This is a genomic window from Streptomyces durhamensis (assembly GCF_000725475.1).
Lineage (GTDB): Bacteria > Actinomycetota > Actinomycetes > Streptomycetales > Streptomycetaceae > Streptomyces > Streptomyces filipinensis.
Genome location: NZ_JNXR01000007.1, coordinates 461,604 through 480,410 on the forward strand (window position 1 = coordinate 461,604; position 18,807 = coordinate 480,410).

General features: G+C 71.3%; 19 protein-coding genes. 9 read left to right on the forward strand and 10 right to left on the reverse strand.

Features of this window, described 5'->3' with window-relative positions; all coding sequences use genetic code 11:
- Nucleotides 1-163 precede the first annotated feature (163 nt).
- The 5 genes from afsQ1 to IO33_RS0113140 all read left to right on the forward strand — a co-directional run bounded on the left by afsQ1 (nt 164) and on the right by IO33_RS0113140 (nt 3,994).
- Nucleotides 164-841, forward strand: a complete 678-nt coding sequence (gene afsQ1 / locus IO33_RS0113120; protein WP_107069296.1) for a two-component system response regulator AfsQ1 — start codon at nt 164-166, stop codon at nt 839-841.
- A complete protein-coding gene (locus IO33_RS0113125; RefSeq protein WP_031164022.1) occupies nt 838-2,430 on the forward strand; it encodes a sensor histidine kinase in 1,593 nt (530 codons plus the stop codon). Before afsQ1 ends, IO33_RS0113125 begins: the two co-directional genes overlap by 4 nt.
- Nucleotides 2,427-3,041, forward strand: coding sequence for a hypothetical protein (locus tag IO33_RS0113130; protein ID WP_031164024.1), 615 nt, complete (start codon nt 2,427-2,429; stop codon nt 3,039-3,041). The genes IO33_RS0113125 and IO33_RS0113130 overlap by 4 nt, the downstream gene beginning before the upstream one ends.
- A 102-nt stretch (nt 3,042-3,143) precedes the next feature.
- A complete protein-coding gene (locus IO33_RS0113135) occupies nt 3,144-3,704 on the forward strand; it encodes a VanZ family protein (protein WP_031164026.1) in 561 nt (186 codons plus the stop codon).
- Nucleotides 3,705-3,793: 89 nt separating this feature from the next.
- Nucleotides 3,794-3,994 (forward strand): PspC domain-containing protein, encoded by a 201-nt coding sequence (locus tag IO33_RS0113140; protein ID WP_031164028.1) that lies wholly within the window; start codon nt 3,794-3,796, stop codon nt 3,992-3,994.
- A 106-nt stretch (nt 3,995-4,100) separates the two neighbouring features.
- On the opposite strand, the gene IO33_RS0113145 is transcribed toward IO33_RS0113140, so the two are convergent.
- Both IO33_RS0113145 and IO33_RS0113150 read right to left on the reverse strand, forming a co-directional pair.
- Nucleotides 4,101-4,454 carry a hypothetical protein gene (locus IO33_RS0113145; RefSeq protein WP_031164030.1) on the reverse strand — a complete coding sequence of 118 codons (354 nt, stop codon included), beginning with the start codon at nt 4,452-4,454 and terminating at the stop codon, nt 4,101-4,103.
- A gap of 185 nt (nt 4,455-4,639) precedes the next feature.
- Nucleotides 4,640-5,788 (reverse strand): adenosine deaminase, encoded by a 1,149-nt coding sequence (locus IO33_RS0113150; protein WP_031164032.1) that lies wholly within the window; start codon nt 5,786-5,788, stop codon nt 4,640-4,642.
- Nucleotides 5,789-5,933: 145 nt separating this feature from the next.
- Between IO33_RS0113150 and IO33_RS0113155 the strand changes: the two genes are divergently transcribed.
- A complete protein-coding gene (locus IO33_RS0113155; protein ID WP_031164034.1) occupies nt 5,934-6,695 on the forward strand; it encodes an alpha/beta hydrolase family protein in 762 nt (253 codons plus the stop codon).
- Between the two features lie 20 nt (nt 6,696-6,715).
- Here IO33_RS0113155 and IO33_RS0113160 read toward each other — a convergent pair whose 3' ends face one another.
- The gene (locus tag IO33_RS0113160) at nt 6,716-7,678 is read right to left on the reverse strand and encodes a LysR family transcriptional regulator (protein WP_037685283.1); all 963 of its coding nucleotides are present in this window, start codon (nt 7,676-7,678) and stop codon (nt 6,716-6,718) included.
- A gap of 62 nt (nt 7,679-7,740) precedes the next feature.
- Here IO33_RS0113160 and IO33_RS0113165 point away from each other — a divergent pair, with 62 nt between their 5' ends.
- Nucleotides 7,741-9,036, forward strand: coding sequence for an MFS transporter (locus tag IO33_RS0113165; protein ID WP_031164038.1), 1,296 nt, complete (start codon nt 7,741-7,743; stop codon nt 9,034-9,036).
- 200 nt (nt 9,037-9,236) lie between these two features.
- Nucleotides 9,237-10,250, forward strand: coding sequence for a sigma-70 family RNA polymerase sigma factor (locus IO33_RS0113170; protein ID WP_031164040.1), 1,014 nt, complete (start codon nt 9,237-9,239; stop codon nt 10,248-10,250).
- Here the strand turns inward: IO33_RS0113170 and IO33_RS47225 are convergent.
- Nucleotides 10,134-10,520, reverse strand: a complete 387-nt coding sequence (locus IO33_RS47225; RefSeq protein WP_157857847.1) for an STAS domain-containing protein — start codon at nt 10,518-10,520, stop codon at nt 10,134-10,136. The genes IO33_RS0113170 and IO33_RS47225 overlap by 117 nt on opposite strands.
- Nucleotides 10,521-10,582: 62 nt before the next feature.
- On the opposite strand from IO33_RS47225, the gene IO33_RS0113175 reads away from it, so the two are divergent.
- Nucleotides 10,583-11,503 (forward strand): AEC family transporter, encoded by a 921-nt coding sequence (locus IO33_RS0113175; RefSeq protein WP_031164043.1) that lies wholly within the window; start codon nt 10,583-10,585, stop codon nt 11,501-11,503.
- Nucleotides 11,504-11,635: 132 nt separating this feature from the next.
- On the opposite strand, the gene IO33_RS0113180 is transcribed toward IO33_RS0113175, so the two are convergent.
- The 6 genes from IO33_RS0113180 to IO33_RS0113205 all read right to left on the reverse strand — a co-directional run bounded on the left by IO33_RS0113180 (nt 11,636) and on the right by IO33_RS0113205 (nt 18,671).
- Nucleotides 11,636-12,913 (reverse strand): thymidine phosphorylase, encoded by a 1,278-nt coding sequence (locus tag IO33_RS0113180; RefSeq protein WP_031164045.1) that lies wholly within the window; start codon nt 12,911-12,913, stop codon nt 11,636-11,638.
- Between the two features lie 84 nt (nt 12,914-12,997).
- Nucleotides 12,998-13,399: a cytidine deaminase gene (locus IO33_RS0113185; RefSeq protein WP_031164048.1), complete on the reverse strand. Its 402-nt coding sequence runs from the start codon at nt 13,397-13,399 to the stop codon at nt 12,998-13,000.
- Nucleotides 13,396-14,682, reverse strand: coding sequence for an ABC transporter permease (locus tag IO33_RS0113190; RefSeq protein WP_031164050.1), 1,287 nt, complete (start codon nt 14,680-14,682; stop codon nt 13,396-13,398). The genes IO33_RS0113185 and IO33_RS0113190 overlap by 4 nt, the downstream gene beginning before the upstream one ends.
- Nucleotides 14,682-15,809, reverse strand: coding sequence for an ABC transporter permease (locus tag IO33_RS0113195; protein WP_031164051.1), 1,128 nt, complete (start codon nt 15,807-15,809; stop codon nt 14,682-14,684). Before IO33_RS0113195 ends, IO33_RS0113190 begins: the two co-directional genes overlap by 1 nt.
- Nucleotides 15,806-17,332: an ABC transporter ATP-binding protein gene (locus IO33_RS0113200; protein WP_245235780.1), complete on the reverse strand. Its 1,527-nt coding sequence runs from the start codon at nt 17,330-17,332 to the stop codon at nt 15,806-15,808. Before IO33_RS0113200 ends, IO33_RS0113195 begins: the two co-directional genes overlap by 4 nt.
- A 280-nt stretch (nt 17,333-17,612) precedes the next feature.
- Nucleotides 17,613-18,671 carry a BMP family lipoprotein gene (locus IO33_RS0113205; RefSeq protein ID WP_031164054.1) on the reverse strand — a complete coding sequence of 353 codons (1,059 nt, stop codon included), beginning with the start codon at nt 18,669-18,671 and terminating at the stop codon, nt 17,613-17,615.
- Between the last annotated feature and the right edge of the window lie 136 nt (nt 18,672-18,807).

An 18,807-nucleotide genomic window follows, 5' to 3' on the forward strand; every position in this document is an offset into this window, starting at 1 on the left:
AAAGACTGCCGGGGGCACTTCATGGACGTGTCCGCCGACTGTCACAGACCTGTCACAGGGCTTCGGCCCAGGGTCGTCACAGCATGTGCACAGCCGATGGCCGTAGGGAGAGGCCGGTGCGCACAGGTCGTACGACACCCCGTCCATGGGCCAGAATGAGCCCGTGCCTTCCCTGTTGCTGATCGAGGACGACGACGCCATCCGTACGGCCCTGGAGCTCTCTCTGACGCGCCAGGGACACCGGGTGGCGACCGCTGCCAGCGGTGAGGACGGACTGAAGCTGCTGCGCGAGCAGCGGCCCGACCTGATCGTGCTGGACGTGATGCTGCCCGGCATCGACGGCTTCGAGGTGTGCCGCCGCATCCGGCGCACCGACCAGCTGCCGATCATCCTGCTGACCGCGCGCAGCGACGACATCGACGTCGTGGTCGGGCTGGAGTCCGGCGCCGACGACTATGTCGTCAAGCCGGTCCAGGGCCGGGTGCTGGACGCCCGGATCCGGGCCGTGCTGCGGCGCGGGGAACGCGAGTCCAGCGATTCGGCGACCTTCGGCGGCCTCGTCATCGACCGCTCGGCGATGACCGTGACGAAGAACGGCGAGGACCTTCAGCTGACCCCGACCGAACTGCGGCTGCTGCTCGAACTGAGCCGGCGGCCCGGTCAGGCGCTGTCCCGGCAGCAGCTGCTGCGGCTGGTGTGGGAGCACGACTATCTGGGCGACTCCCGCCTGGTGGACGCGTGTGTGCAGCGGCTGCGCGCCAAGGTGGAGGACGTGCCCTCGTCCCCGACGCTGATCCGTACCGTCCGTGGTGTCGGCTACCGCCTGGACGCGCCTCAGTGACCGATACGCAAGGAGGGCTGCGCGGCTGGGCCGCGGGGCGCGGGGGAAGTCTGTCGCGGCTCAGGTTCACCAGCCTCAGGCTGCGCCTGGTGGTGGTCTTCGCGCTGGTCGCGCTCACCGCCGCGGTGTCGGCGTCCGGCATCGCCTACTGGCTGAACCGGGAAGCGGTGCTCACCCGTGCCCAGGACGCGGTGCTGCGCGACTTCCGGCAGGAGATGCAGAACCGCGCGGGCGCGCTGCCGGAGCACCCCACACAGGACCAGCTGCAGCGCGCGGCCGGCCAGATGGCGGCGAGCAGCCAGCACTTCAGCGTGCTCCTGGTCGCCCAGGACGCCGACGGCAAGACGGTGTACGGCAACTCCGGCGGCATCAACGGCTTCTCGCTGGAGGACGTGCCGGTCTCGCTGCGCGCGGCCGTGAACAAGCAGCAGAAGGTGACCGACACCAACAACGAGCCGTACCACCTGTACTGGCAGCGCGTGGTGGACCACGGCACGCCGTATCTGGTGGCCGGCACCCGGGTGATCGGCGGCGGTCCCACCGGCTACATGGCGAAGACCCTGGAGCCGGAGGCCAAGGACCTCAACTCGCTGGCCTGGTCGCTGGGCATCGCCACCGGGCTCGCGCTGATCGGTGCCGCGCTGCTCGCGCAGGCCGCCGCCACGACCGTGCTGAAGCCGGTGCACCGGCTCGGCGTGGCCGCCCGGCGGCTCGGCGAGGGCAGGCTGGACACCCGGCTCCGGGTGTCCGGCACCGATGAACTGGCGGACCTGTCCCGGACGTTCAACAACGCGGCCGAGGCGCTGGAACAGCGGGTCGCGGAGATGGCCGCGCGGGACGAGGCCTCCCGGCGCTTCGTCGCCGACATGTCGCACGAGCTGCGGACGCCGCTGACCGCCATCACCGCCGTGACGGAGGTGCTGGAGGAGGAGCTGGAGTTCGAGTCCGGGAGCATCGACCCGATGATCGAGCCGGCGGTCCGGCTGGTGGTCAGCGAGACCCGGCGGCTGAACGACCTGGTCGAGAACCTGATGGAGGTCACCCGCTTCGACGCGGGCACCGCCCGGCTGGTCCTGGACGACGTCGAGCTCGCCGACCAGATCACCGCCTGCATCGACGCCCGGGCCTGGCTGGACGCGGTCGAGCTGGACGCCGAGCGCGGTCTGCACGCCCGGCTCGATCCGCGCCGGCTGGACGTCATCCTCGCCAACCTGATCGGCAACGCGCTCAAACACGGCGGATCGCCGGTGCGGGTGTCGGTACGGGAGTCGGACGACTCGGTGCTGATCCAGGTCCGCGACCACGGTCCCGGCATCCCCGAGGACGTCCTGCCGCACGTCTTCGACCGCTTCTACAAGGCGAGCGCCTCCCGGCCCCGCTCCGAGGGCAGCGGCCTGGGACTCTCCATCGCCATGGAGAACGCCCACATCCACGGCGGCGAGATCACCGCCGCCAACTCACCCGAGGGTGGCGCGGTGTTCACGCTCACGCTGCCACGCGACGCCTCCCGGCTGACGGAGGAGACGGGCGAGAGCACACCGGACGACGAGCAGAACACGAACGACAGTTCAGGAAAGGAGGGGGCATGACCGCGCGGACCGTCAGACGCCGCCTGCTGGCGGTGCCCCTCCTGGGCCTGTTGCTCACCGGCTGCGGCATCCGGGCCACCCAGGTGCCGACCGACTTCGGCGCGGCGCCCTCCCGGGTGCCGTGCACGCTGGCCGGACCGGACCTGTCCAAGCAGTCCGCGCAGGGCGTGCCCGTGCAGGTCTTCCTGCTCTGCGGGGCGTCCCTGGTGGCCGTCGACCGGACGGTACGCGTCCCCGAGGGCACCCCGGACGCGCAGCGCCGGGTGATCGTGGCACAGGGCCTGCTGGACCAGCTCGCCGCGTCGCCGTCGGCCGCGGAGCGCTCCGCGGGCTATGCGACGTACGTGCCGGGCGGCCTCAGCGTGCGCGGGCCCGGCCCGAAGGAGCCCGAGGACACGCTCCACCTGAGCACGTCACCCGCGCGCCTGACGTCCTACGCCCTGGCCCAGCTGGTGTGCACGCTGTCCGACTCGGCGGCGACGGAGGGCGACGGCTCGGTCGTCCTGGGCGGCCCGCGCGCCGGAACGCTGCGCCGCTACGAATGCACGGACGACGTCCGCGACCGGCCGGGCAGCACCCAGCCCCCGTCCAGTGGCATCGCCGGCCACTGAGGGATCTCGCGCGCAACCGCGGGCGGTCGCGCCTCCCCCGGTTCCGTGAGCGGAAAGTTGCGGGGTGGAACCGTTCGTACCCGGCGCTGCGTCTAGGGGGGCGTGCAGCGTCAAGGCTCCATCGGCGGCAGCGCCGCGATCCGTATCCGGGTGACAGGGGGTGTCCTCCTCGTCGCCCACCTCACCCTCGTGGCCTGGCTGATGCTGCGACCCCTGGACGTGCCCTGGGTGACACCCCCCAACCTGCACCCGCTCGCCGGCATCCGGGCCGACCTGGCCCTGGGCTGGCCGCAGGCTGCGAGACCCATCGGCGAGGGCCTGGCACTGCTCGCCCCGCTGGGGGTGCTGCTGCCGATGGCGCACGGCAGGCTCGCCGTCTCGCCGCTCGCCTCCCTGCTCCGCACGGCCGCCGCGGCCACCCTGCTCTCCCTCGGCATCGCCCTGCTGCAGACCGGCGTGCCCGGCCGGGTGGTGGACGTCGACTCGATGCTCCTCAACACCGCCGGCGTGATCCTGGCCCATCTGCTCGTCGTGCCCGCCGGCCGCGCCCGGCTGCGCCGACGGGAGACGCGCGAGCACGCCGGCGCCGGGACCCTCACCGTCCAGGAGGAGCTCTCTCAGGGGCGTACCCCGACGATTCCCAGGGTCGGCATAGCTCCGTAGAGTGACGCTTCGTCCGCTTCGTCTCCGTACCGTTGAAGACAGCTGAAGACACCTGACGACAGCGAACCGACGACCACGGAGGAGTCGACATGAGCGCCCTTGCCCGTCCCACCCACGGCCGCGTGATCGGCGGAGTGTGCGCAGCGCTGGCACGGCGCTTCGGCACCTCCGCCACGACGATGCGGGTGATCTTCCTGCTGTCCTGCCTGCTGCCCGGCCCGCAGTTCCTGCTCTACATAGCGCTGTGGATCCTGCTCCCGGCGGAGGACAAGACGCGCACCGCCTGGTGACCGTCGAGGCGGTGGACCCCGTGGCGGTCACCGCCGTGCCCGGAACGCCGTCGGGGCGCTCCCGGATCTGACCGGGGCGCCCGTCGGCGTCGTACGGCGGTCGGCGTCAGCCGAGCGACACCCCGTTCACGGGCAGGCCGCGCGTGGGCAGGTCCTGCACCGGCAGTCCGCCGAGACGGCTGTGCACCGGCCCGGTCGCTCCCTGCTTCAGCGCGCTCTCGACGGCCGGCTGCGCGGCGGCCACGCCGGCGCCGAGGGCGTCCTGCCCCCGGGTGAGGGCGTCGGCGGCACCCGGCTGGGCCGCGCCGACGTTCTCGGCCGGCAGCGTCCTGGTGACGTTGTCCAGCGCCGGGGCGGTGTCCGGCAGGGCCGGGGCCGCGTTGGCCGCGCCCGCGCCGATGGCGGCGAAGGCGGCACCGAGAGCGGCGACACCGAGAGTCCTGGCAGCAGAGTGCTTCATGGGAAATGCGTCCTTGCCATGAGGGGACGGAACAAAAACGATGAACGGTCCTTGACCGTAAACACGCCCGCTCGCCCGCCGCAAACACCGAAATGCGGACGGCTTGTGAACCCCTGTTCACAAGCCGCGCCCCGTGCGAGCCGCATTTATCCCGCCGAACCGGAAGAACCGCTGGTGGAGGCCGTTTACTGAAACAGCCATTCGGATTTCAGCTCCGCATATCCGGGCTTGACGACGTCATTGATCATCGCAAGCCGTTCATCGAAAGGAATGAACGCCGATTTCATTGCATTGACCGAGAACCACTGCAGATCGTCGAGCGTGTAACCGAACGCCTCGACGAGCCGCTCGAATTCCTGGCTCATACTCGTGTGCGACATCAGCCGGTTGTCGGTGTTCACGGTGGCCCGGAAGTGCAGCCGGCGCAGCAGCCCGATCGGATGCTCGGCGTAGGAGGGCGCGGCCCCGGTCTGCAGATTCGAGCTGGGGCACAGCTCCAGCGGGATGCGCTTGTCGCGGACGTACGACGCCAGCCGGCCGAGCCGCACCGAGCCGTCCTCGCGGACCTCGATGTCGTCGATGATCCGCACGCCGTGCCCGAGCCGGTCGGCCCCGCACCACTGCAGCGCCTGCCAGATGGAGGGCAGTCCGAAGGCCTCCCCGGCGTGGATGGTGAAATGGTTGTTCTCGCGCTTGAGGTACTCGAACGCGTCGAGGTGCCGGGTGGGCGGATAGCCCGCCTCGGCACCGGCGATGTCGAAGCCGACCACGCCCGAGTCCCGGTAGCGGTTGGCGAGTTCGGCGATCTCCAGGGAGCGGGCCGCGTGCCGCATGGCGGTCAGCAGCGCGCCGACCCGGATGCGCCGGCCGTCCTGGCGGGCGAGCCGCTCGCCCTGCCGGAACCCCTCGTTGACGGCCTCGACCACCTCCTCCAGGGCCAGCCCGCCGTCCAGGTGCTGCTCGGGGGCGTACCGGACCTCGGCGTAGACGACCCCGTCCTCGGCGAGGTCCTCGGCGCACTCGCGGGCCACCCGGACGAGCGCCTCCCGGGTCTGCATGACGCCGACGGTGTGCTGGAAGGTCTCCAGGTACCGTTCCAGCGAGCCGGAGTCGGCGGCCTCGTGGAACCAGATGCCCAGCTTGTCCGGGTCGGTCTCGGGAAGGTGCGAGTAGCCCGTCTCATGGGCGAGTTCGACGACGGTGCCCGGGCGGAGCCCGCCGTCGAGGTGATCGTGCAGCAGAACCTTGGGCGCCCGGCGGATCTGGTCCGGCGTCGGAACGTGCGCCGGGACACTCGCCGGAACGGTTCCGGTCGGTGCAGTCTGGCTCGTCATTTCCGCACTGTAACTCCTACGCGCGTAGAGGGACCGGTGAACGCGACGGCTCTTTCACAGCACTTTTCCGGCGCTTTCCCGTCGATACGCAACGGTGACCGCGCGTACGGGTTTCGTCCACCGACCCTTCTGACACTGTTCTGTCATGGGACAGCAAGCGACACCGGTCCGAACGGCCGGGCTGGGAAAGGCGGTCGGCCCGGTGCCGACGGCGGTGAGCGGAGCGGTCCTGCTGCTCCCCGGCGGGGAGGAGGTCTCCGCCCGCAGGCCGTCCCCCGTGCGTGCGACGATCGCGCTGCGCTCGCTGGGCCGGCGCATCGCGCGCGCGGGCCGGGCCGAGGGGCTGGCCGTGCACACCGTGCGGTACCGCTACCGGGGCTGGAACGGAAGCGAGGCGCACCTGGCGATGGACGCCGAGTGGGCCGCCGACGAGGTCGTACGGCGGTACGGGGACGTTCCCGTGTGCCTGGCCGGGGTGGACATGGGCGGACGGGCGGCGCTGCGGGCCGGCGGGCATGAGGCCGTCAACTCCGTGATCGCGCTGGCCCCTTGGCTACCGGAGGAGGACGTGGCCGCGCCTGCCGAGCCGGTGAAGCAGCTCGTGGGCCGGCGAGTGCTGATCGTGCACGGCACGAACGACGAACGCACCGACCCCGAGCTGTCGTTCCGTTTCGCGGCGCGGGCGAAGAAGGCGAACCGGGAGGTGTGCCGCTTCGAAGTGCACTCCGACGGCCACGGGTTGCACGGGCACCGGGACGAGGTCGCCTCGCTGACGGTCGACTTCACGATGGGGGCGCTGTTCGGGCACTCCGTGTCCCGCCCCGTCGAGGACGCGCTCGCCGCTCCGCCGCCGATCGGTCTGCGGATGCCGCTGGCCGCGGGGTTCGGCCGGTCGTTGAGACGGTAGAGCCCTCCCTCAGCCGGCCCTCACGTGGGCAGCAGGTTGCCCCTTCGCGACAGCAGGAACCTCTTGAAGGCGGCCACCGGCGGGGTGTCCGGGCGGTCGGCCAGCCAGGCGACACCGATCTCGCGGACCGCCCTCGGGGCCGTCACCGCCAACTCGGCCACGCCCGGCCTCGGAACCGTCGGCGGCGGCAGCAGAGCCACCCCCAGCCCGGCCGCCACCAGGCCCCGCAGGGTCTCCGCCTCCTCGCCCTCGAAGGCGACCCTCGGCCGGAAGCCGGCCTCCCCGCACAGCGCGTCGAAGATGCGGCGCAGGCCGTAGCCGGGTTCCAGGGTGACGAAGGTTTCCTCGGCCGCCTCGGCGAGGCGGATGCGGCGGCGGGTGGCCAGGCGGTGGTCGGCGGGGACGACCAGGCGGAGCTTCTGCTCGTCCAGGCGGCGGGCGACCAGGTCCGGGGCGTCGGGGACGGGTGAGGTGAGGCAGAGGTCCAGCTCTCCGGCGCGCAGGCCTTCCAGCATGGCCTCGCCGTAGTTCTGGACCAGACTGAAGCGGACGCGCGGGTGGTCGGCGCGGAAGGCGTGCAGCAGCCCGGGCACGGTCTCCGCGCCCATGGTGTGCAGGAAGCCGAAGGCGACCTTGCCGGTGGCCGGGTCGGCGTCGGCGCGCACCTCCTCGGCGGCCCGCTCGATCTCGGCGAGGGCGCGTTCGACGGAGGAGAGGAAGGTGCGGCCGGCGGGGGTCAGGGAGACCGTGCGGCCGTGACGGGCGAACAGGTCGACGCCGAGGTCCTGCTCCAGGCGGACCATCGCACGGGAGAGGGTGGACTGGGGGACGTTCATCTCGTGGGCGGCCCGGGTGACGTGTTCGGTGCGGGCCACGCCGGCGAAGTACGCGAGGCGCGGGGCGAGCACCCGCGACATCTCGGACGTGTCTTCTGTGTCACCGGATGGTGACAGGCGGGCCTGTGAGCTCTGCTGATGCGCCATGGGAACGATTATGGCGAGTTCATGCATTGGACGGATGAAAGAGGTCCTCCTACGGTCGAGGCATGTCTCCCGCCAGTACCGGGGCGTCCACCACCGTGGACGCCGCCACGCACGTCCCTTCCGTCGACTCCACCGGTTCCGACACCCGTATGAGCCCGGGCGGCCCCGGCTACCGCCGGATGAGCCTCGCCCTCTTCCTCGCCGGAGTCGCGACGTTCGCCCTCCTCTACTCCACGCAGGCCCTGCTGCCGCTGATCTCCGGCGAGTTCGGGGTCGAGGCGAGCGAGGCGAGCTGGACCGTGGCGGCCGCGACCGGCGGACTGGCGCTGTTCGTGCTGCCCATGAGCGCCCTGTCGGAGCGTTTCGGGCGCCGTGCGGTGATGACGGCCTCGCTGGCCGTCGCGGTCACGGTCGGCATGCTGGTGCCGTTCGCCCCGTCGATCGGCGCGCTGGTGGCGCTGCGGGCGCTGCAGGGCGCGGCCCTGGCCGGTCTGCCGGCCTCGGCGCAGGCCTATCTGGCCGAGGAGGTCCGGCCGAAGGCGCTGGTCACGGCGATCGGCCTGTTCGTCGCGGGCAACAGCGTCGGCGGCATGAGCGGCCGGGTGATCACCGGCTGGGTGGCCCAGGAGTGGGGCTGGCGGGTCTCGGTCGGCGTGATCGGTGTGATCGCGGTGGTGTGCGCGGTGGCGTTCCGGCTGCTGCTGCCGGCCCCGAAGCACTTCAGGGCGGGCTCGCTGCGGCCCCGCGTCCTGCTCGGCACGGTCCGTGACCACCTGGCCAACCCGCTGCTGCGGCGCCTGTACGCGATCGGCGCGCTGTTCATGACGGTGTTCGGCGGTGTGTACACGGTGATCGGCTACCGGCTGACGGGCGCGCCGTTCGGGCTGCCGCAGGGCATCATCGGCTCGATCTTCCTGGTCTACCTGGTGGGTACGGTGTCGGCGTCCACGGCCGGCCGTCTGGTGGGCCGGCTCGGCCGCCGGGGCGCGCTGTACCTGGCGGGCGGTACGACGGCGGCGGGCCTGCTGCTCTCGGTGGCGCCCTCGCTGCCGCTGGTCCTGCTGGGCCTGGTCCTGATCACGGCGGGTTTCTTCGCGGGCCACGCGGTGGCCTCCTCGGCGGTCAGCAGGACGGCCGCCCACGGCCGCGCCCAGGCCTCGGCGCTGTACCAGTCGGCGTACTACATCGGCTCCAGCGTCGGCAGCACGGTCGGCGCGACGGCGTTCCGCGCGGACGGCTGGGGCGGCACGGTGGCGGTGGGCCTGCTCGCGGTGGTCGGCGTGGTCACCATCACGGTGCTGGGCACACGTGCGGCCCGGGTGGCGGCCCGGCGCTCACTCGTGGCCGACGCGCACTGAGGCGCCCCGTCAGGGGCGCGCGGGACCGCGCGAACCACCACGACGCCGCCGCACCCGCCGTCGGGCCGCACCCCCGCGTTCTTGGCCACCCGTCCGACCTGCACGTCTTCCCATCCGGGGGGCCGTTGTCAGTCCCCTGCGGTAGCTTCCGAATGGGCGCGAAGCAGCGCCTGAGGCACAGCCGCAGGGGTGGGTGGACGATGGGCGACAGTACAGCGACGGCGGACCTCGACGTCGCACTGGAGAAGCACCGGACCGAGCTGACCGGGTACTGCTACCGGATGCTCGGTTCCTCCTTCGAGGCCGAGGACGCGGTGCAGGACACCCTGGTGCGGGCCTGGCGGAGCTACGACAAGTTCGAGGGCCGCTCCAGCCTGCGCTCGTGGCTGTACCGGATCGCGACGAACGTGTGCCTGGACATGCTGACGGCGGGCAACAAGCGGGCGCGGCCGATGGACCTCACCGAGTCGACGCCGCTCGCCCAGGCGGCGCTGGCCCCCCGCCCGGACCACACCTGGCTGGAGCCGGTGCCGGACGCGCGGGTGCTGCCGACGGTCGGCGACCCGGCGGAGGCCGCCGTCGCGAAGGAGTCGATCCGGCTGGCCTTCATGGCGGCCCTGCAGCAACTGCCGGCCAAGCAGCGGGCGGTGCTGATCCTGCGCGAGGTGCTGGCCTGGAAGGCGAGCGAGGTCGCCGAGCTGCTGGACACCACCGTCGCCTCGGTCAACAGCGCGCTGCAGCGGGCGCGGGCCACGCTCGCCGAGCGCGCGGACGCGAGCCCCGAGGGCGCGGTCTCGGACCCGCTCGACGAGGAGCAGCGAAAGCTCCTGGAGCGCTATGTGAAGGCCTTCGAGGGCTACGACATGACGGCGCTGACGGCGCTGCTCCACGAGGACGCCGTCATGACGATGCCGCCGTTCGACCTGTGGCTGCGCGGCCAGGCCGACATCACGGGTTTCATGGCCACCCTCGGCGCCTCCTGCGCCGGCTCCCGTCTGCTGCCGGTGCAGGTCAACGGCCTGCCGGGCTTCGCGCACTACAAGCCGGACCCGGAGAACGGCGGGTTCGTGCCCTGGGCGGTGCAGGCGCTGGAGCTGTCAGACGGCCGGATCACCGGTTTCCACTGCTTCCTCGACACCAAGCGCTGGTTCCCGCTCTTCGGCCTGCCCCTCCACCTGGAAGCGGAGGCCGGCGAGGTCGAGCAGGGCGGGTAGCGCGGGATCGGGGTCCCGCAGCCGGATCCGCCCGCCGGCCCGGCGGGCGGCCAGGGCCAGCCGGGCCAGCAGGTCCACGACGGCCAGTCCCGGGGGCCCCAGCCCGCCCAGATCGCATACGACGACGCGGGCGCCGCTGCCCGCCAGCAACTCCCGCACCTGGGCGCACAACCCCGCCACCTCGTCACGGGTGACGGGGCCGGGCAGCACGAGCACGGCGGGTTCCTTGGCTTCCACGTGCGGTAGACCGGTGGGCCGGGTGTAACTCATCGGGGCCGCCCGGACGGAGATCACATTGACCGCCCGCTGCCCGGCGCCGGAGGGTTGGCCCCGTGACGGGGGTGCTGAGCGGGTTCGCGGTGATCGCGGTCGTCATCGGGGTGGGTTATGTGCTCGGGCGGCGCGGGACGCTCGGCACTCAGGGCGCCGAGGTGCTGACCCGGCTGGCCTTCACGGTGGCCGGACCCGCCCTGCTGTTCACGACCCTCGCCCGGGCCGACCTCTCGGTCCTCTTCTCCGCGCGGCTGCTGGTGACGGCGCTCAGCACGGCCGCCGTGTCCGGGGTCTTCGTGGCGGTCGGCGTGCTGCGACGCTGGGGCGTGGGCCGTACGACCATCGGTGCCCTGTGCTCCGGCTACGTCAACTCCGGCAACCTCGGCATCCCGATCGCGGCGTACGTCCTGGGTGACGCGTCCCTGGTGGCGCCGGTGCTGCTGTTCCAGGTGGTCCTGGTGACCCCGGTCGCACTGACCGTGCTGGACCTGTCCGGCACGGGTGAGAAGGGCACGGTGTGGCGTCGTGTGCTGACGCCGTTGCGGAATCCGATAGCGGTGGGCTCGCTGTCGGGGGTGGTGGTGTCGGCGGCCGGCGGGCACGTCCCCGGTCCCCTGCTGAACCCCCTGATACTGATCGGCGACATGTCCGTCCCGGCGGCGCTGCTGGTCTTCGGCATGTCCCTGCACGGCAGTTCGGTACCGGGCCGGGGCAGGGACCGCCGCCCGGTCCTGCTGTCGGTGGCGTTGAAGTCGCTGGGGCAGCCCGCCGTGGCGTGGGCCCTGGCGAGGTGCGTCTTCGGCCTGCACGGCGCGCCCCTGCTGGACGTGGTGGTGACCTCGGCCCTCCCGGCCGCCCAGAACCTGTTCACCTACGCCGGCCGCTACCGGGTGGCCGAGGCCCTGGCCCGCGAGTCGATCCTGCTGTCGACGGCCGTGTCGGTACCGGTGCTGGCGGGGGTGGCGGCGGTGCTGGGCTGACGGCGGGCCCGTCGACGGGAAGCCCGCCGGATCCGATCGCCGTGCCGAACGGCCGCGCGAGCTCTCCGGGAACGCCGGACGGGACCGGTGGTGGTCCACCGATCCCGTTCAGCCGGACGACGAATCCCCTGGTCAGGCGATGCGTTCCAGCACCACCGGAGTCGCCGTGAAGTCCGTGCCCGCCGCCGCGATGTCGTACGAGCCCGCCACCGCCTGCAGCGCGTACTCGAAGCGCTCCGGGGTGTCGGTGTGCAGGGTCAGCAGCGGCTGGCCCGCCGTCACCGTGTCGCCCGGCTTGGCGTGCATCTCCACGCCCGCGCCCGCCTGCACCGGGTCCTCCTTGCGGGCGCGGCCGGCGCCCAGGCGCCAGGCGGCGACACCGATGTCGTAGGCGTCCAGGCGGGTCAGGACTCCGGAGGACGGGGCCTTGATCACGTGCTGCTCCCTGGACGTGGGCAGCTGCGCGTCCGGGTCGCCGCCCTGCGCCGCGATCATCCGGCGCCACACGTCCATCGCCGAGCCGTCGGCCAGGGCCTTCGCCGGGTCGGCGTCCTTGACGCCCGCCGCGTCGAGCATCTCGCGGGCCAGCGCGACGGTCAGCTCCACGACGTCCGCCGGGCCGCCGCCCGCCAGGACCTCGACCGACTCGCGGACCTCCAGCGCGTTGCCCGCCGTCAGACCGAGCGGCGTGGACATGTCCGTCAGGAGCGCGACCGTCTTCACGCCGTGGTCGGTACCCAGGCCGACCATCGTCGAAGCGAGCTCACGGGCGTCCTCGATCGTCTTCATGAAGGCGCCCGTGCCCACCTTCACGTCCAGGACGAGCGAACCCGTGCCCTCCGCGATCTTCTTCGACATGATCGAGGAGGCGATCAGAGGAATGGCCTCGACGGTGCCGGTGACGTCACGCAGCGCGTACAGCTTCTTGTCCGCCGGGGCCAGGCCGTCGCCCGCCGCGCAGATCACCGCGCCCGTCGTGTCCAGGACGTGCAGCATCTCCTCGTTGGAGAGCAGGGCGCGCCAGCCGGGGATCGACTCCAGCTTGTCCAGGGTGCCGCCGGTGTGACCGAGGCCCCGGCCGGAGAGCTGGGGGACGGCGGCGCCGCAGGCCGCCACGAGGGGGGCCAGAGGCAGGGTGATCTTGTCGCCGACGCCGCCGGTGGAGTGCTTGTCGGCCGTCGGGCGGGACAGCGCCGAGAAGTCCATGCGCTCGCCGGAGGCGATCATGGCGGCCGTCCAGCGGGCGATCTCGCGGCGGTTCATGCCGTTGAGCAGGATGGCCATGTTGAGCGCGGCCATCTGGTAGTCGGCGACCTCGCCGCGGGTGTACGCGTCGATGACCCAGTCGATCTGCGCGTCGGTCAGCTCGCCGCGGTCCCGCTTGGCGCGGATGACGGAGATGGCGTCCATGGCCATGGCTGATGGCTTCCTTCCGGGAGGTGCGAAGGTGTACGGCCCCCCTGCGCGGATGCGGGTCAGGGGGGCCGTACGGCGTTACTTGGTGAGGTTCTCCGGGCCGAAGGCCTGGGGCAGCATCTCGGACAGCGTCAGGACGCCCGCGGGGGTGTCCAGGAGGAGGTCCGGGCCGCCGAACTCGTACAGCAGCTGGCGGCAGCGGCCGCACGGGACCAGCAGGGCGCCCTCGCCGTCCACACAGCTGAAGTGGGTCAGACGGCCGCCGCCGGTGCGCTGCAGGTCCGAGACCAGGCCGCACTCGGCGCACAGGCCGAGGCCGTAGGAGGCGTTCTCCACGTTGCAGCCGGTGACCGTGCGGCCGTCGTCGACCCGGGCCGCCACGCCGACCGGGAAGCCGGAATAGGGGGCGTACGCGTGGGTCATCGCCTCCCGCGCCACCTCCCGCAGCGCCTCCCAGTCGAACTCGGCGTGCCGGGTCACTTGCCCTGGCCCTTCCGGTAGCGCATGCCGTCCGCCTTCGGCATCCGCAGGCGCTGCGCGGACAGCGACAGCACGAGCAGGGTGACGACGTACGGGGTGGCGCCCACGAAGTCGCTCGGGACCGTGTCGGTGAACAGGTACCAGACCAGCACCAGCGCGGCCACGACGAGGCTGATCCCGCCCTGCCACAGCGACGTGCGGTACAGCTTCCAGCCTGCCATGAGGACGAGCAGCACGACCAGCACGAGCAGCAGCGCGTGGACGGTGGTGCCGCCGTTGCGCAGCTGGAGCGCGTCGGAGTAGCCGAACAGGCCCGCGCCCATCGCCAGGCCGCCCGGACGCCAGTTGCCGAAGATCATCGCCGCGAGACCGATGTAGCCGCGGCCGCCGGTCTGGCCCTCCAGGTAGGTGTGCGAGGTGACCAGGGCCAGGAAGGCACCGCCGAGGCCGGCGAGGCCGCCGGAGACGGCGACGGCCGCGTACTTGTACGAGTAGACGTTGACGCCGAGCGACTCGGCGGCGGTCGGGTTCTCACCGCAGGAGCGCAGCCGCAGGCCGAACGGGGTGCGCCACAGGATCCACCAGCTGCCGACGAACAGCACCGCGGCCAGGACCGTCACCACGGACAGGTGGGTGACCAGGCCGCCGATGATGCCGGCGAGGTCGGAGACCAGGAACCAGTGGTGGTTCTCGATCGAGTGCAGGCCGTCGGAGAGGCCGGGCACGGTGACGTCGGGCAGGGCCGCGACCGGCGGGGACTGCTTGGGGTTGCCGCCCGCGTCGGCCGCGGCGCCACCGGCGAAGAACAGCTTGGCGAGGTACTGGGTGGCGCCGAGCGCGAGCAGGTTGATCGCGACACCGGAGACGATGTGGTCGACGCCGAAGGTGACGGTGGCGACGGCGTGCAGCAGGCCGCCGAGGACACCGAAGCCGATGCCGGCCAGGAGGCCGAGCCAGGGGCTGGTCTGCCAGCCGATCCAGCCCGCGCCGAAGGTGCCGAGGATCATCATGCCCTCAAGGCCGATGTTGACCACGCCGGCGCGCTCGGACCACAGGCCGGCGAGACCGGCGAGACCGATCGGCACGGCGAGGCCGACGGCGGCACTGACCTGTCCGGCGGAGTCGAGGTCCTGCGAGCCGGTGATCATACGGATCGCGCCCAGGAGCAGCAGCGCACCCGCGATGAGCAGGAGAACCTGGCCCCAGGAACGGCCGGAGCGCTGCGGCGCGCCCGCCGCTTTGGGCGCCGCGGGCGGCGGCGCGTCGGTCATCGTGGCAGTCATCACGCCACCTCCTGCTTCTTGGTCGTGGCGGCGGCCTGGGCGGCGAGTTCGGCGCCGACCTTCTGCTGCTGGCGCTTGAGGCCGTAGCGGCGTACGACCTCGTAGGCGATGACGACGCAGAGCACGATGACGCCCTGGATGACGCCGAGGATCTCCTTGTCGTAGCCCTGGAACTCCAGGTGGTTGGTGGTGCGCTCCAGGAAGCCCCAGAGCAGGGCGCCGAGCGCGATACCGACCGGGTTGTTGCGGCCGAGCAGCGCGATGGCGATGCCGGTGAAGCCGATGCCGGCCGGGAAGTCGCTGCTGAACTGGTAGCTGTCGTTGAGCAGGGTCGGCATGCCGATCAGACCGGCCACCGCACCCGAGATGATCATGCTGGTGACGATCATCTTCTTCACCGACACACCGCTCGCGGTGGCCGCGCTCTCGGACTGGCCGACGGTGCGCAGGTCGTAGCCGAACCGCGTGCGGCCGAGCACGAACCAGTACGCGATGCCGACGATCACGGCGACGAAGATGAAGCCCCACAGGTCACCGGCCGGGCCGGTGTTGATCGTGAAGAAGTGCGCGGCCGACGGCAGCGGCTTGGTGGCGACGACCGTGCCGCCTTGCTGGAGCTGGGCCAGCTTTCCGGGCTGCAGCAGGTAGGCGATGATCGCGGTGGCGATCGAGTTCAGCATGATCGTCGAGATGACCTCGCTGACGCCGCGGGTCACCTTGAGCACACCGGCGATGGCCGCCCACAGGGCGCCGGTCGCCATCGCGCAGATGAGGATCAGCAGGACGGAGAGCCAGCCGGGCAGGGTCAGCGCACCGCCGAGGACGGCGGCGAAGAACGCGGCGAGCCGGTACTGGCCGTCGACGCCGATGTTGAACAGGTTCATCCGGAAGCCGATGGCCACCGAGACGCCCGCGAGGTAGTACGTGGTCGCCTTGTTCAGGATGTAGACCTGGCTGTCGCTGGCGAAGCCGTAGGTCAGCATGTCGTTGAAGGCGGGACCGGGGTTCTTGCCGGTCGCGAGGATCACCAGGGCGGTGACGACGAGCGCGGCGACGATCGCCAGCACCGGCGCGGCGATGCCGAGGAACAGCCGCTCCTTGTCGATCCGTGAGGTCAGCTTGTTCATCGCTCGTCGTCCTCTGTGTGCTCCAGGTGGCCGGTGGCCGCACCCGTCATGGCGGAGCCCAGCTCTTCGGGGGTGATGGTGGCGGGGTCGGCGTCGGCGACCAGACGGCCGCGGTACATCACCCGCAGGGTGTCGGAGAGGCCGATCAGCTCGTCCAGGTCGGCGGAGATCAGCAGCACGGCCAGGCCCTCGCGGCGGGCCTCGCGGATGTAGTCCCAGATGGCCGCCTGGGCGCCGACGTCCACACCGCGGGTGGGGTGGGCGGCGATGAGCAGCTTGGGGTTGTGGCTCATCTCGCGGCCGACGATCAGCTTCTGCTGGTTGCCGCCGGACAGCGAGGCCGCGGTCACGTCGATGCCGGGGGTGCGGACGTCGTACTCCTGGACGATCCGCTCGGTGTCGGCGCGGGCCGCCTTGATGTCGATCAGTCCGCCGCGCGAGTTGGGCTTCTCGGTGACGTGGCCGAGGATGCGGTTCTCCCACAGCGGGGCCTCAAGGAGCAGGCCGTGGCGGTGGCGGTCCTCGGGGATGTAGCCGATGCCGGCCTCGCGGCGGCGGCGAGTGGCGGCGTGGGAGATGTCGGCGGCGTCGAGGGTGATCACGCCGGCGTCGGGGTGGCGCATGCCCATGATCGCCTCGACCAGTTCGGACTGGCCGTTGCCCTCCACGCCGGCGATGCCGAGGACCTCGCCCTTGTGGATGGTGAAGGAGATCTCGTCCAGGATGATCCGCTCGACGCCGTCCAGGTCGGTCTGCGCCAGGTGCAGGCCCTCGACCTTGAGCATCGGGACGTCCGTGACGGTGGACTCCGCGGTCTCCGGGGTGGGCAGTTCGCTGCCGACCATCATCTCGGCGAGCTGCTTGGGGGTGGTGCGGGACGGCTCGGCGGTGCCGACCGTCGTACCCCGCCGGATGACGGTGATCTCGTCGGCGACGGAGAGCACCTCGCCCAGCTTGTGGGAGATGAAGATGACGGTGAGGCCCTCGGCCTTCAGCTCGCGCAGGTTGTCGAAGAGGGCGTCGACCTCCTGCGGCACGAGCACGGCCGTCGGCTCGTCCAGGATGAGGGTCTTGGCGCCGCGGTAGAGGACCTTGAGGATCTCCACACGCTGGCGGTCGGCGACGCCCAGCTCCTCCACGAGGACGTCGGGGCGGACGTTCAGGTGGTACGCGTCGGAGATCTCCTTGATCTTCGCGCGCGCCTTGCCGCCGATGCCGTACAGCTTCTCCGCGCCGAGGACGACGTTCTCCAGCACGGTGAGGTTGTCGGCGAGCATGAAGTGCTGGTGCACCATGCCGATGCCGCGGGCGATGGCGTCGCCGGGGTTGTGGAAGACGACCTGCTCGCCGTTGACGGTGATCGTGCCCTCGTCCGGCTGCTGCATGCCGTAGAGGATCTTCATCAGGGTGGACTTGCCGGCGCCGTTCTCACCGCACAGGGCGTGGACGGTGCCCGTGCGGACCGTGATGTCGATGTCGCGGTTGGCGACGACGCCGGGGAAACGCTTGGTGATGCCGCGCAGTTCGACGGCAGCGGGAGGGCTGGACGCGTTGATGGCGCACTCTCCTCGGGGAAAGGGGCTGCATAGGGGAGGTGGCAGGCGTCGGCGACGCTAGCGCGGCAACTCCGCGCTACACGCGTAGAGTTGACACATTGTTATGGCTCGGCGAGGGCCGTTGGGACGGCGTTCCCTCGCCGAGCCGAGGTCCGACGGGCCGGTCGGTTCCGTTGGCCGGAGCCGACCGGATCCGTCAACCGGGACCGATCGGATCCGGCCGGCCGGGGCGACCGGATCCGTCAGGTCACGGGTGGGTCTTGACCTTGATCTGGCCGTCGACGATCTTCTTCTTCGCGGCGTCCAGCTTGGGCTGGATGTCCTTGATGAAGCCGCCGCTCGTGGCGAGCGAGACACCGCCCTTGGCGAGCGAGTAGACGTTGTTGCCGGTCAGCGGCTTGCCGTCCTTGACGGACTTGATGAAGTCGTACACACCGACGTCGACGTTCTTGACCATGGAGGTCAGGAACGAGTTCTTGTACTGGGCCAGACCCGGGATGTTGTACTGGTCCGAGTCCACGCCGATGCCCCAGGCGCCCTTGACGCCGTGCACGGCCTCGATCGCGCCGTTGCCGGAGGAGCCGGCCGCCGTGTAGATCACGTCAGCGCCCTTGTCCAGCATGCCCTGCGCGGCCTGCTGGCCCTTGTCCGGGCTGGAGAAGCCGGAGAAGTCCTGGCCGTGGGACAGGTACTGGACGTCGACCTTGACCTTGGGGTTGGTGTCGTGCACGCCCTGGACGTAGCCCGCCTCGAACTTCTGGATCAGCGGGTTGTCGACACCGCCGATGAAGCCGACGTGGTCCTTCTTGGTCTTCAGCGCGGCGGCGACACCGGCCAGGTAGGAGCCCTGCTCCTCGGTGAACGTGATGCTGTTGACGTTCTTGCCGTCCACGACCGAGTCGACGATGCCGAAGCTGGTCTTCGGGTACTTCGCGGCGATCTTGGTCACGGCGGGGGCGTAGGAGAAGCCGACGGCGACGATCGGGTTGTAGCCCGCGTCCGCCAGGTCCGACAGACGCTGCTCGCGGTCGGCCTCGGTGTCCGAGGTCTTCGCGGTCAGCTCCTTGACGGAACCGTCGAAGTCCTTCACGGCCTTGTCGGCACCGCGCGCGGCGGAGTCGTTGAAGGAACGGTCACCACGGCCGCCGACGTCGTAGGCGAGACCGATCTTGACACCCTTGCCGCCGCCGGAGGAGGAGGACGAACCGGTGTTGTTGTCGGAGGAGGTGCTGCCACAGGCTGTGGCAGTCACGGCGAGAGCTGCGGTCGCGATACACGCAGCGGAAAGCTTGGCTACCCGGCGCACGGGAAGGCTCCTTCACCTGACCTGAGCGCCGCATAGGCGCTTGATGTGAGCACCATGCCAGTGCTCGGGCCGGAACGCCCCGTCGGCGTCGGCTTCGCGGCATCGTAACGCGCGTAGATGTCGCAAAAAACCCCCT

Bases quoted from the DNA above. Each gene is read 5' to 3' on its own strand.
- IO33_RS0113160 (WP_037685283.1), bottom strand. From the start codon at position 7,678: ATGGCGCATCAGCAGAGCTCACAGGCCCGCCTGTCACCATCCGGTGAC.
- IO33_RS0113180 (WP_031164045.1), bottom strand. From the start codon at position 12,913: ATGGACGCCATCTCCGTCATCCGCGCCAAGCGGGACCGCGGCGAGCTG.
- IO33_RS0113145 (WP_031164030.1), bottom strand. From the start codon at position 4,454: ATGAAGCACTCTGCTGCCAGGACTCTCGGTGTCGCCGCTCTCGGTGCC.
- IO33_RS0113140 (WP_031164028.1), top strand. From the start codon at position 3,794: ATGAGCGCCCTTGCCCGTCCCACCCACGGCCGCGTGATCGGCGGAGTG.
- IO33_RS0113165 (WP_031164038.1), top strand. From the start codon at position 7,741: ATGTCTCCCGCCAGTACCGGGGCGTCCACCACCGTGGACGCCGCCACG.
- IO33_RS0113130 (WP_031164024.1), top strand. From the start codon at position 2,427: ATGACCGCGCGGACCGTCAGACGCCGCCTGCTGGCGGTGCCCCTCCTG.
- IO33_RS0113150 (WP_031164032.1), bottom strand. From the start codon at position 5,788: ATGACGAGCCAGACTGCACCGACCGGAACCGTTCCGGCGAGTGTCCCG.
- IO33_RS47225 (WP_157857847.1), bottom strand. From the start codon at position 10,520: ATGAGTTACACCCGGCCCACCGGTCTACCGCACGTGGAAGCCAAGGAA.
- IO33_RS0113190 (WP_031164050.1), bottom strand. From the start codon at position 14,682: ATGACTGCCACGATGACCGACGCGCCGCCGCCCGCGGCGCCCAAAGCG.
- IO33_RS0113195 (WP_031164051.1), bottom strand. From the start codon at position 15,809: ATGAACAAGCTGACCTCACGGATCGACAAGGAGCGGCTGTTCCTCGGC.
- IO33_RS0113170 (WP_031164040.1), top strand. From the start codon at position 9,237: ATGGGCGACAGTACAGCGACGGCGGACCTCGACGTCGCACTGGAGAAG.
- IO33_RS0113155 (WP_031164034.1), top strand. From the start codon at position 5,934: ATGGGACAGCAAGCGACACCGGTCCGAACGGCCGGGCTGGGAAAGGCG.